The organism is Lentzea sp. NPDC060358, assembly GCF_042725365.1.
Classification (GTDB): domain Bacteria; phylum Actinomycetota; class Actinomycetes; order Mycobacteriales; family Pseudonocardiaceae; genus Lentzea.
In genome coordinates, this window is the sequence record NZ_JBHXCW010000058.1 from 25457 (window position 1) to 37822 (window position 12366).

General features: G+C 69.9%; 11 protein-coding genes. 5 read left to right on the top strand and 6 right to left on the bottom strand.

Translation table 11 applies throughout. The annotated features are described in order from the left end of the window. Positions 1-44: 44 nt before the first annotated feature. Positions 45-1352 (top strand): amidohydrolase family protein, encoded by a 1308-nt coding sequence (locus ACFWGZ_RS15235; protein WP_382452111.1) that lies wholly within the window; start codon positions 45-47, stop codon positions 1350-1352. Positions 1353-1361: 9 nt separating this feature from the next. On the opposite strand, the gene ACFWGZ_RS15240 is transcribed toward ACFWGZ_RS15235, so the two are convergent. After that, positions 1362-2033 (bottom strand): SDR family oxidoreductase, encoded by a 672-nt coding sequence (locus tag ACFWGZ_RS15240; protein ID WP_382452112.1) that lies wholly within the window; start codon positions 2031-2033, stop codon positions 1362-1364. A gap of 12 nt (positions 2034-2045) precedes the next feature. Here ACFWGZ_RS15240 and ACFWGZ_RS15245 point away from each other — a divergent pair, with 12 nt between their 5' ends. Next, on the top strand, positions 2046-3224 hold the full coding sequence (locus tag ACFWGZ_RS15245; protein ID WP_382452113.1) for an MFS transporter: 1179 nt from the start codon (positions 2046-2048) through the stop codon (positions 3222-3224). On the opposite strand, the gene ACFWGZ_RS15250 is transcribed toward ACFWGZ_RS15245, so the two are convergent. The 4 genes from ACFWGZ_RS15250 to ACFWGZ_RS15265 form a co-directional block, all read right to left on the bottom strand. After that, positions 3197-3739, bottom strand: a complete 543-nt coding sequence (locus tag ACFWGZ_RS15250) for a DUF3455 domain-containing protein (RefSeq protein WP_382452114.1) — start codon at positions 3737-3739, stop codon at positions 3197-3199. The two genes, ACFWGZ_RS15245 and ACFWGZ_RS15250, sit on opposite strands and share 28 nt — an antisense overlap. Positions 3740-3934: 195 nt before the next feature. Further along, a complete protein-coding gene (locus ACFWGZ_RS15255; protein WP_382452115.1) occupies positions 3935-6028 on the bottom strand; it encodes a PhoX family protein in 2094 nt (697 codons plus the stop codon). Between the two features lie 131 nt (positions 6029-6159). Then, entirely contained in the window at positions 6160-8187 is a 2028-nt protein-coding gene (locus tag ACFWGZ_RS15260; protein ID WP_382452116.1) for a PhoX family protein, read from the bottom strand. A 57-nt stretch (positions 8188-8244) separates the two neighbouring features. Then, entirely contained in the window at positions 8245-9411 is a 1167-nt protein-coding gene (locus tag ACFWGZ_RS15265) for an MFS transporter (RefSeq protein ID WP_382452117.1), read from the bottom strand. 67 nt (positions 9412-9478) lie between these two features. Between ACFWGZ_RS15265 and ACFWGZ_RS15270 the strand changes: the two genes are divergently transcribed. Next, on the top strand, positions 9479-10108 hold the full coding sequence (locus tag ACFWGZ_RS15270) for an HAD family hydrolase (protein WP_382452118.1): 630 nt from the start codon (positions 9479-9481) through the stop codon (positions 10106-10108). Here ACFWGZ_RS15270 and ACFWGZ_RS15275 read toward each other — a convergent pair. Beyond that, the gene (locus tag ACFWGZ_RS15275; protein WP_382452119.1) at positions 10057-10638 is read right to left on the bottom strand and encodes a hypothetical protein; all 582 of its coding nucleotides are present in this window, start codon (positions 10636-10638) and stop codon (positions 10057-10059) included. The two genes, ACFWGZ_RS15270 and ACFWGZ_RS15275, sit on opposite strands and share 52 nt — an antisense overlap. Positions 10639-10739: 101 nt before the next feature. Between ACFWGZ_RS15275 and ACFWGZ_RS15280 the strand changes: the two genes are divergently transcribed. After that, positions 10740-11633, top strand: coding sequence for a DNA-processing protein DprA (locus ACFWGZ_RS15280; protein ID WP_382452120.1), 894 nt, complete (start codon positions 10740-10742; stop codon positions 11631-11633). A gap of 1 nt (position 11634) precedes the next feature. Next, positions 11635-12321, top strand: coding sequence for a ComF family protein (locus ACFWGZ_RS15285; RefSeq protein WP_382452121.1), 687 nt, complete (start codon positions 11635-11637; stop codon positions 12319-12321). Positions 12322-12366: the final 45 nt, after the last annotated feature.

A 12366-nucleotide genomic window follows, 5' to 3' on the forward strand; every position in this document is an offset into this window, starting at 1 on the left:
CCATGCGCTCGTGTGACCGCCGTCACAATGGCAGGATCCTCCGCATGTCATTGCGCATGCATGCCCCGGTGGTCCTGCCCTGCGACCCGACTTGCTCGGTGTTGCGCGACGCGGTCGTGGACGTCGTCGACGGCCGGATCACCCACGTGGGTGCCGCCGCCGACGCGCCCGCGTTCGACGGCGAGGTCCGGCACCTGTCCGGCATCCTGCTGCCCGGTCTCGTCAACACACACGCGCACAGCCCGATGACGGTGCTGCGCGGCCTGGGCTCCGACCTGCCGCTGCTGCGGTGGCTGCAGGAGCAGATGTGGCCCAACGAGGCGAAGATGACGGCGGCCGACGTCGGCACGGGCATGCTGCTGGGTGCCGTCGAGATGCTGCGGCACGGCGTGACGACGTCCGCCGAGATGTACTTCCACGGCCCCGAACTGGTGTCGTCGGTGCTGGCGGCGGGCTCGCGCGTGGTGTTCGGCGGCGCGATCCTCGACGTGCCCGGGATGGACTGGAAGGCGCTGACCGCGGAGATCTCCGCGTGGATCGACGCCGACGGACTCCGGTTCGGCCCCGGCGAGCGCGTGGAACTGGCCTACGGCCCGCACTCGGCGTACACGCTGTCCCCGGCCCAGCTGACCGCGGTGGCGGTCGAGGCGCGCGCCCGCGAGGCGCTGTTCATGGTGCACGTGGCCGAGTCTCCGTTCGAGGACGAGGCGCAGCGGGCGGAGTTCGGGTCGGTGCCCGCACTGCTCAAGGCGTCGGACGTGCTGGGCGGCCGGGTGCTGTCCGCGCACTCCGTGCACCTGTCCGACGACGACATCGCGCTGTACGCGTCGTTCGGCGTCGGCGTCGCGCACTGCCCCGGCTCGAACGCGAAGCTGGCCTCGGGCATCGCGCGGGTGCCGGAGATGCTGGCCGCCGGCGTGCCGGTCGGACTGGGCACCGACGGCCCGGCGTCCAACGACGACCTGGACCTGTTCGAGGAGGCCAGGCTCGCCGGTCTGTTCGCCCGCGTCTCGAAGATGGACGCGACCGCGCTCGGTGCGGCGCAGGCGTTGCTGATGGCCACCCGCGGTGGCGCCGCCGCCCTGGGCCGTGACGACATCGGCGCGCTGGAGACCGGCCGGTGGGCCGACGTCGTGCACGTCGCCGCCGACGACCCGGCGTTCGCCACCGGTCTCGACGCGCCGGACGAGCAGCTGCTGGCGAACCTCGTGTGGGGCTCCGGGTCGCGCCGGGTCACCGACGTCTGGGTGGCCGGTGACCACGTCGTGGCCGGTGGGGAGTCGACCAGGGTGGACCGGGCGGAGGCGCAGGCCGGGGTGACGGCGGTGGCTCGGCGGCTGCGGTCGGCCTGATCCACCCCCTCAACGGGGCCGCACGACCACCTCGGTGATGTGGGCGTCCGGCGTCGCCAGCACGGCCGACGCCACCGCCCGCCCCACCGAGGCCGGGTCGACGTACTTCGACGGGTCGTAGTCGCCGCCCTCCTGGCGGCGCACGTCCTGCTGCATCGGGGTGGCCGTCCGGCCGGGGTAGACCGAGGTCACCCGCAACGACGGCTCGTCGCCGCGCAGCGCGTCGGCGTACGCGCGCAGGGCGAACTTCGAGGCCGCGTACACGCCCCAGCCCGGGTTGGCGTTCTTGCCGGCGCCCGAGTTGATCAGCACGACGTGGCCGGAGGCGGCGCGCAGCTGCGGCAGGACCAGGTTCGTGAGCTCGGCGACGGCGAAGACGTTCACGTCGAAGGTCCGGCGCCAGTCCGCGGACGAGGCCTCGGACAGCGGTCCGAGCAGGGCGATGCCGGCGCTGTGCACGAGCACGTCCAGGCGCGAGACCACGCCCAGGTCGGCCGACGCCGCGTTCGTCAGGTCGAAGGGCCAGGCCTGGGAGCCGGGGAGCTCCGCCGTGAGGACCGACAGCGCGTCCTCGTCGCGGCCGCCTAGCAACAGGTCGTGGGTCGGGGCCAGACTGCGGGCGATGGCCGCGCCGATTCCGCTGGAGGCCCCGGTGACGAGGGCTACCGGACGATCACTCATGGGGGGACTTTAGTGCCCAGGAAGCTGATCCTGCCGTACCTGTGCCTGCTCTACTTCATCAACTACCTGGACCGGGTCAACATCGGCTTCGCCGGGCCCAACGGCATGTCGGAGGAGCTCCAGCTCTCCGCGACGGTGTTCGGGTTCGCGTCCGGGGTGTTCTTCATCGGCTACCTGATCCTCGAGGTGCCGAGCAACCTCGCGCTGCACCGGTTCGGGGCGCGCCGGTGGATCGCGCGGATCATGATCAGCTGGGGGATCGTGGCCACGGCGATGGCGTTCGTGCCGAACGGGACCGTGCTGATCGTCCTGCGGTTCCTGCTCGGCGTGGCGGAGGCCGGGTTCTTCCCCGGGATCATCCTCTACCTGACCTACTGGTACCCGCAGAAGGACCGGGCGCGGATCGTCGCGCTGTTCATGGTGGCGGTGCCGATCTCGACGGCGCTCGGGTCGACGTTCAGCGGGCTGCTGATCGAGTGGTTCGACTGGCGGACGATGTTCCTGGTCGAGGGCCTTCCGGCGATCGCGCTGGCGTTCGTCACGTGGTTCTGGCTGCCGGACCGGCCCGCCGAGACCGTCGAGCAGCCGGCGGAGGACCACTGGCCGCTCAAGAAGGCGCTCACGCACCCGCGGGTCCTGGCGCTGAGCTTCGTGTACTTCGGGATCGTGTACGGGCTCTACACGCTGGGGTTCTTCCTGCCGACGATCATCAAGGGCCTGGCGCCGGGAGCCGGCGTAGTGGAGCGGGGGCTGATCAACGCGATCCCGTACGTCCTCGGTGCGGTGGCCATGGTCCTGTGGGCCAGGCACGGGGACCGCACCGGGGAGAGGAAGTGGCACGTCGCCGCGCCGATGTTGCTGGGAGGCATGGCGATCCCGGTCGCGCTGTACCTGGACAACCCCATCGCGGCGATGGTGGCCGTGTCGGTCTGCGCGATCGGTGTGTGTGCCGCCCTGCCCACGTTCTGGGCGCTGCCCACGAGCTTCCTGGGCGGCGCCGCTGCCGCGGGCGGGATCGCGTTGATCAACTCGCTCGGCAACGTGAGCGGGTTCGTGGCGCCCTACGTCACCGGGTGGCTGCGCGACCTGACCGGGACCCAGAAGACCGGCCTCTGGGTCGTCGGCGTCACCATGGTCAGCGCGGCCGTGGTCGCGTTGTCGGTTCAGACGGCGGGCACGGAGAAGGTGTAGAGCGCCTCGTAGGGCACGGACGTCTGCTCGCCCTCGGTCGTGCACGCGCCGGCCGGGGCGAGACCGCCCTTGGTGGCGAGCCGCTGCACGTAGCTGACGCCGGCGAACGTGCCCGCGCCCCTGGTCGACTTGGCCTTCAGCAGGAGCTCGGGAACGGCACCCTGCACCTCGTTGCGGGCGCCGTCGACCGGGGCGGCCTCGACCGCGCTGCCGTCGGCGGTGGAGACCCAGATCGGGCCGCGCGAGTGCAGGGCGACGGCGCGACCGAGCCGGTCGGCCAGGGTGGCGGCCGGTTCGAGGCTCTTCCACGCGCCCACGGCGCATGTGTAGGTCTGCACGCCCTTGGCGTAGAACCTGTGGACGAGCTTGTTGCCCGCCGGTACCTGAACGGCGGACGCGACTCGGGCCTCCGAGGCGTCGAGCGCGGCGGAGGTCGGCGCCGCGGTCGAGCCCGCTGCCCCGAATCCGAGTCCGGCCAGTGCCGTTGCGACGAGGACGAGACCAGCACGCTTCATCAACACTCACTCCCAAGTGGATAGACAGTGCGAGGTTCCCGGCTGTCCGCGGTGCAGCCACCTGGTGATACGTCCCTGCCGCCGGACCGGTTCAAACGACCCCGCCATGTGAGACGGCGCCTACCGTGCGTGAAACCGCACGGCAGGCGCCGTCCACAGCGGACAGTCGTTCATTCCACGCCGGGTGAGAGCGGATCAGTCGCAGATGCGGCGGCGGTCCTCGCGCCACACGACGGCGACGGACGGACGCGGCTGCGAGGTGCCGCCATCCGGCCAGTGCGACAGCGGGTTGTTCGCCGACGCACCGTCGATCTCACCAGGGTGCTGCACGGACACCAGGACGAAGTCCTCGGTGACGACCGGGCCGCAGGTCTCCGCGCCCCTGGGCACCGTGAGGAACTGCTTGACCTGGCCGCGGCGCTTGCCCTCGACGGGCACCGCGAACAGGCCGTCGTTGGAGCCCAGCGCGTTGCCGTCCGTGGAGATCCACAGGTTGCCGCGCGGGTCGAACGCGACGTTGTCCGGGCACGAGATCGGGCTGACCTGCGACTTGTCGAACCCGCCGAAGTACGTGCCGGGGTCGGTCGGGTCGCCGCAGAGCAGCAGCAGCTTCCACGAGAACGTGGTCGCCGTGTTGTCGCCGCGGCGCTCCTCGATCTCCAGCACGTGGCCGTGCTTGTTGCCGTTGCGCGGGTTGATCTCGGTCGGGCCCTCCTTGCCCGCCTTGCCGCGGTCGGTGTTGTTCGTCAGCGCGGCGTAGATCCGGCGGTTGTGCAGCGAGGGCTCGACGTCCTCCGGGCGGTCCATCTTCGTGGCGCCCACCTTGTCGGCGGCGAGGCGCGTGAAGACGTAGACCTCCTCGGCGGTGAAGCCCGGCACAAACGACTTGTCGTTGTGCGCCAGCGGGATCCACTCGCCGGAGCCGTCGAACTCGCCGTCCGCGGGGACCTTGCCGGTGCCGTCGATCTCGGCGGCCGGGCTGTCACCGGTGAACCTGGCGACGTAGAGCGTTCCCTTGTCCAGCAGCTGCTTGTTGTGCTCGCGGGCGCGCTTCGAGTCGCCCTTCTGCATCTTCTCGTCCGTGACGAACTTGTACATGTAGTCGAAGCGCTCGTCGTCGCCCATGTACGCGACCACGCGGCCGTCCTTGGCGACGATGACGTTCGCGCCCTCGTGCTTGAAGCGGCCGAGCGCGGTGTGCTTGACGGGCGTCGAGGTCTTGTCGAGCGGGTCGATCTCGACGATCCAGCCGAACCTGTTGGCCTCGTTGGGCTCCTGGGCCAGGTCGAAGCGCTTGTCGAAGCGCTCCCACTGGCGCAGCGAAGCGCCGCCGCTGATGCCGTAGCGGGCGAACTTGGCCTTGGTGTCCGGGTCGGTCACGGTGCCGCCGTTGGCGAAGTACTGGTTGAAGTTCTCCTCGCCGGACAGGATCGTGCCCCACGGCGTGACGCCGCCGGAGCAGTTGTTCTGCGTGCCCAGGACCTTGCGGCCCGTCGGGTCGGCGGAGGTCTTGAGGAACTTCGAACCGGCGGCCGGGCCCTTCACCTCGAACGGCGTGGTGAGGGTGATGCGGCGGTTGTACTTCTTCTTGTCGTCGGGGCAGACGAAGAGCTTGCCGGTGCGCGGGTCGCGGTCGACCATCACGACCGAGAGGCCGTGCGCGGCCCACGCGATCTTGGCGTGCTTCTCGGTGATCGTGGTCGGCGACCAGTCCTTGAACATGAACGACTCGGTCGTGTACTCGTGGTTGCTCACCATGAGCCAGCTGTCGTGGTAGCCGGGGACGGGGACCAGACCGCAGAAGTCGTTGTTGAAGCCGAACTGCTTGGCCTGCGCCTCGGGCGTCTGGTTGTCGAAGTCGAACTTCGGCGCGTCGTCCAGCACCGCGTCGCCCCAGCGGATGACGACGTCCTGCCGGAAGCCCCGGGGAACGCTGAGCTGGTCGAGGGTGTTGGGCGTCACCGGCTCGAAGTTCAGCCCGTCCCTGCCCTTGCCGCCACGGCCGAGGACGTCGGCGCCGGGCTGGGCGGGGGCGGCGGTGGCCGCACCGGAGAACGCGAGCGCGCCGGCACCGGCGGCCGCGACGACGGCACCGGCCTTGAGCATGCCGCGGCGGCTCACGACCTCCTTGACGACGTCGCCGAAGTACGCGTTGGCGGACGAGTTGGGCGCCTCGTGCGCACAGGCGTTGCCGCAGCGGAACTCGCAGGTGACGGCCTGGCGCCCGAGCGGGTGGTTCGTCGGGAGCAGGGGCAGCAGGCGGCGGCCCCGATCGGCGGGTGAGGGCACGTTGGCCTCCGAGGTCGGTGTCGGTTCAGGGAACTGGCCGAACCTAAGAGCCCAACGAGTTCGCCAGCCGTCCACCAGGTGAACGGAGGGCGAACTCGTCCTGCACCCGGACGATCAGGCACGCACCGTGATCAGCCGATCTCACCCAGCTGACGACGGCCCTGGCGCCACACCGCGACGACCGACGGCCTGGGTCGCGCGTCACCGCGGTCCGGCCAGTTCGAGACGGGCTTGTCCGCGCTCGCCCCGTCGACCTCGCCGGGGTGCTGCACGCACACCGTGACCACCCGCTCGCCGATCACCGGGCCGCACGTCTCGCCGCCGCGCGGCACCGTGAGGAACAGCTTGAGGTGACCGCGTTCCGGTCCCTCCAGCGGCACGCCGTAGAGGCCGTCGTTGAGCCCGTCGAGCTTGCCGTCGGCGTCGGTGGAGATCCACAGGTTGCCGTGGCGGTCGAACGCGACGTTGTCCGGACTGGAGATCGGGCTCACCTGCGACTTGTCGTAGCCGCCGAAGTAGGTGTTCGGGTCGTCCGGGAACCCGCAGACGAGGAACAGGTCCCAGCTGAACGTCAGCGCCAGCGCGTCGTCGCGGCGTTCGGTCAGCTCCAGCACCTGGCCGTGGCGGTTGTTGATCCGCGGGTTCGGCTCGGTCGGGCCCTCCTTGCCCGCGACGACGCCGCGATCGACGTTGTTGCTGAGCGCGCAGTAGACCTTGCCCGTGCGCGGGTGGCACTGGATGTCCTCGGGACGGTCCATCTTGGTGGCGCCGACCTTGTCCGCGGCTTCCCGCGTGAAGACGTACACCTCCTCGGCCGTCATGCCGGGCACGAACGACTTCTTGCCCGCCGCGAGCGGGATCCACTCGCCGCCGCCGTCGAACTTCCCGTCGCTGGGCAGCTTCCCGGTGCCGTCGATCTCCGCCGCCGGGCTGTCGCCCTGGAACCTCGCGACGTAGAGCGTGCCGTCGTCGAGCAGCGTCATGTTGTGGCGGCGCGCGGCCTTGCTGTTGCCGTGCTTCATCTTCCCGGTGGAGATGAACTTGTAGATGTACTCGAACCGCTCGTCGTCACCGGAGTACGCGACCACGCGGCCGTCGTCGGCGACCCGGATGTTCGCGGTCTCGTGCTTGAACCGGCCCAGGTGCGTGTGCTTGACCGGCGTCGAGTCCGGGTCGTTCGGGTCGAGCTCGATGATCCAGCCGAACCTGTTGACCTCGTTGGGTTCCTGCGCGAGGTCCCAGCGCTTGTCGAAGCGCTCCCACTTGCGGGTGGTCGCGGTGCCCGTGACGCCGTAGCGGGTCAGGCGCGGGTCGTTGCGGCCGGCCGCGTTGGCGAAGTACTGGTTGAAGTTCTCCTCGCCGGACAGGATCGTGCCCCACGGCGTGACGCCGCCGGAGCAGTTGTTGATGGTGCCGAAGACCTTCGTGCCGGTCGGGTCGACGGAGGTCTTGAGCAGGGCGCTGCCCGCGGCCGGACCGCGCACCTCGAACGGCGTGTTCAGCGTGATGCGGCGGTTGTACCTGCTGAACCGCGGCTTGTAGTGGCCGGTGAACAGCGAGCGCTTGATCATGAACACCGAGAGGCCGTGCGCGGCCCAGGCGATCCTGACCTGTTCCTCGGTGGGGTTGTTCGGGTCGTAGCCGCGGAACATGAACGGCTCGCTGGTGTACTCGTGGTTCGTGACCATGATCCCGCTGAGCTCGAGCGGGTCCAGCGGCAGGATGGCGGCGAAGTCGCAGTTGAAGCCGAACTGCTTCTCCTGCTTCGCGGCGGTCTGGCCGTCGAAGTCGAACTCGGGGACGCCGGGGAAGAGCGGGTCGCCCCACCGGATCACGATCCCCTGCTCGTACCCCTCCGGGACGACGACCTCGTCCCTGGTGTTGACCTCGACGGGCTTGAAGTCGAGGCCCTTGGGCGCGCGGCCCTGCGGTTGCGGGGCCTGCTGCGGTGCGGCGGCGGCGACCGCCGGCGTGGCGACGGTGGCGGCGGCCGCGACGACCGCACCGGCCTTGAGCGCGGTGCGGCGGCTGATGAGGTCACCGAGGTAGGGGTTGTCCGAGGTGTTCGGGACGTCGTGGAAGCACGCGTCCCCGCAGCGGTACTCGCACGTCACCGCTGCTCTGCCGACGCGGTGGTTGACGAGAGGCAGAGGGATCATGGTGGTGGCCTCCTACGGTCGGTACGGGAACCGCGACCGACCGTAGTTCACCATCCGTTAACCGACTAGCTGCTCACCGGCAATCACGACTTCCGTAGGGACCTCGCGGGTGTCGGTGCGGTTGAACGCCAGCAGCACCGCCGCGACCGCGCAGAGCACCGCCGCCACGACGAACGGCTGGGCGAGGTGGCTCACGAACGTCGCCGCCAGCGCACCGCCGAGCCAGCGCAGGAAGTTGTACCCGGCGCTCGCGACCGGCCGCGGCGCGTCGCTGACGCTCATCGCGGTGCCGGTGAACAACGTGTTGAGCAGGCCGCTGACCAGTCCGCTGACGACCACCGCGACCACGAGCACGGGCTTGCTGGGCACCGCCATCAGCAGCATCAGCACGGCGAACGCGAGCACCGAGCCGATGATCGCCGTCTTCTCGCCGACGCGGTCGGCGAGCCTCGGCGCGAGGAAGACGCTGGAGACCGCGACGCACACGCCCCAGCCGAAGAAGATCAGTCCGATCTCGACGGCGCCCCACCTCAGCACGAACGGCGACCAGGCCAGCACGGTGAAGAACGCGGCCGTGTAGAGCGCGGACCCGATAGCGGTGCGCAGCAGCACGGGGTGCTTGAGCGCCTTCAACGGGTCGAGCAGCCCGATCTTCGGGCGTTCGTGGTGCGAGTCCTTGGCCAGGAAGATCGAGCAGAGGACCAGCGCCGCCGCCATCAGGACCGCGGTGCCGAGGAACGGCCCGCGCCACGAGACGCTGCCGAGCAGCGCACCGAGCAGCGGCCCGACGCTGAGACCGAGGCCGAGCGCGGCCTCGTAGAGCAGGATCGCGCCCTTCTGCCCGCCGCTGGCCGCGCCGACGATGACGCTGAGCGCGGTGGCGATGAAGAACGCGTTGCCGAGCCCCCACACGGCCCGCAGCCCGACGAGCTGGCCGATGGTCCCCGCCGCCGCGCAGGCCAGCGTGGCGACGACGATCAGCGCGAGCCCGCCCACGAGCGTGCGCTTGGCGCCGAACCGCGCGGTCGCGGCGCCGGTGAACAGCATCGCGACGACCTGGACGCCGAGGTAGGAGGAGAAGAGGAGGGTGACCTGCGAGGGTGTTGCGTGCAGACCCTCTGCGATGGACAGCAGGATCGGGTCCACGAGCCCGATCCCCATGAAGGCGATGACGGCGGCGAAAGCCGTGATCCAGACCTGTTTGGGCTGAGCTTTGAAATTCACTTAGCCATCCTAAGCTCTTTTGCTTAGCATGGCGAAGTATATTCGGTCACAGGGTACGGTTGCCCGCGTGGATGCGGTGATCTTCGACCTCGACGGCGTGCTGATCGACTCCGAACAGGTGTGGGACGAGGTGCGCCAGTCGTTCGCCCGCGCGCACGGCGGCACGTGGACCGACGAGGCGACCCGCGCGATGCAGGGCATGTCGACCCCGGAGTGGGCCCGGTACCTCGTCGACGCCGTCGGGGTTCAGCTCGCACCCTCGGAGGTCTCCGCCGGCGTGGTCGCCGAGATGGAGAAGGCCTACGCCGCCCACCTGCCCGTGATCCCCGGTGCGGTCGAAGCGGTTCGCGCGGTGGCGTCGCGGTTCGCCGTGGCCATCGCTTCTTCGGCACCGGCGGTGCTGATCAAGGTGTTCCTCGAGGTGACCGGACTGCCGGTGCCCGTGGCCGTGTCCTCGGAGGAGTGCGACGCCGGCAAGCCCTCGCCGGACGTGTACCTGCTGGCGGCCTCACGCCTCGGGGTCGCGCCGTCGTCCTGCTACGCCGTCGAGGACTCGACGAACGGCCTGAAGGCGGCGATGGCAGCGGGGATGACCGTGCTCGGGGTGCCGAACCCGCACTTCCCGCCGGCCGCCGAGGTGCTGGCTCAGGTGCGGGTGCTGGGCTCGATCGGCGACCTGCCGGACGCGCTGGCGTAGCTGGTCGCGGCCAGGCCGATCGCGATGCAGGTGCACGCGAGGACGCCCTTCGGCCAGTAGATGTGGCTGTCGAGGAACAGGAAGCTGCCCAGGACCAGGAAGGCGGCCCCGGGGACCGCCCTGACCTTGTTCTGCAGCAGCGCGCACACCGCGATCGCGAGGCTGGCGGCGAAGAAGCACCACGCACCGACGTGCCCGAGCTGGTTGCCGATCCTGAAGAGAGGTTCGTCGGCGGGGGAGCGGCCGCCGTTCGCCAACGTCATGGCACCGCCGCCGATGCCCGCCAGCGCGTCGAGCGCACCGTAGAAGACGACGTAACCGAACGCGGCCGCGCGGGCCGGGTAGCGGACGTACTTCGGGCTGTCGCCGAGCAGGACCCACTGCGCGGCGCCCAGCAGCGGGAAGACCACCGCCAGGATGATGTGCATGTTCTGCCACCACTGCGCGGTCGACGCGTCGAGGTGGTGGGGGTGGGTCAGGCCGATGCCGGCGAGGACCAGGCCGGGGGCCGCGACGAGGAGCGTGCGCACCGCGCCGAACCTAGCGGCACCGGCCGCTCGTCCCACTAGACTCGCCCACTTCCAGGCGATTCGACCCTGCGTGTCGAACCTGTGTTCGATAGGATGTCATCGTGGTGAACAGGCGTGAACAGGCTGCGTTCCTGCTCGCACTCCGCGACAGCGAGCGCGGCTGGGCCGACGTCACGAGCGCCGTGGAAGCCGCAGGCTCCGCTCTGGCCGTGCTGGAATCGCTGCTCACCCCGGACCAGCCCACGCTGGACCACGTTCTCCCGGATGTCGCCGGCCGGTTGGAGCTGGTCGAGCGGGAGATCGAGTCCTGGGCGGACGAGGGCGTTCACCTGGTCACCGTGCTCGACGAGCAGTACCCGGTTCGGCTGCTGATGGTCCACCAGCGCCCGCCTTTCCTGATGTGCAGGGGTTTTCTCGATCCCACCGACCAGTTCGGCGTCGCCGTCGTCGGCAGCAGGCACGCGAGTGCGCGAGGTCTCCACATCACCCGCGAGATCGCGACGACGCTGACCAAGAACGACATCACGGTCTTCAGCGGCTTGGCGTCGGGTGTCGACACTGCCGCACACCGCGCCGTCGTGGATGCCGGAGGGCGCACGGTGGCCGTGGTGGGCACGGGTCTGCGCCGCTGCTACCCGACCGAGAACGCAGCGCTGCAGCAGGAGATCGCCCGGACCGGAGCGGTGCTGTCCCAGTTCTGGCTGGACGCCGGTCCCGCGAAGCACCACTTCCCGATGCGCAACGCCGTCATGAGCGGGTGCAGCGTCGCGACCGTGGTCGTGGAGGCGGGGGAGCACAGCGGCACCCGCATCCAGGCCCGGCTCGCCCTCGAGCACGGCAGGCACGTGTTCTTGCTGCCCGAAGTCGCGTCGGACACGACGTGGGGGCGCGAGATGGCGGGTCGCCCGAACACGACGGTCCTCGAGAGCCCGGACCACCTGCTGCGCGTGCTGGACGAGCTGCGTGCCGGAGTTCCGGACCTGATCGACCTCTGACGTGAGCCCGCTCAGCCGCATTCTCGACAGCTACCGCAACTTCCTCGTTCCGCCGCCTGCTCGCGGCCAGGACGTGTGCGTGACGTGCCGACGCGCCACCGACGGCTTCAAACGATGCTGGCAGTGCAACAGGCACCATCAGGCACATGGCACCGGACTGGCCGATGAGGTTGTGCCGATCTCCATGGCGGAGAAGGACAAGCAGTTGATGCGCGCCCTCTCCCAGTACAAGAACAGCACGTCCGACGAGGTCCGGCGGAGGTTCACCAACGAGCTCGCCAGCGTGCTGGCCACCTTCTTGGCGAAGCACCAGGACTGCCTTGGAGGCTTCGACCTCGTCACCGTCGTGCCCAGTTCACAAGGCCGCACTTCGCCGCTCGTGGACGTGCTGGAGCGGCGCATCAGCCGCACCAGCGCACGCTTCGCCCGCGCGCTCACGACCGAATCCCAGAACACCCGCGAAATGCGGCCTGACTCCTACGACGTGGTCATCGACGTTCGGGAGAAGAGCGTTCTGCTGGTCGACGACACGTGGACGTCCGGCGCCAGCTTGCAATCGGCTGCCGTGGCGTTGAAACGCGCCGGGTCGGCGCGTGTGGTCGGTCTGGTGATCGGCAGATACGTCGATGAACCGGTTGCCGGGGTGACGGCTCCGTTCGACTGGGAAACGTGCACGCTCTGCGCCTAGCGGCACCCGACCTCATCGCGCTGAAGAAGGGCCGCCCCGACCAGA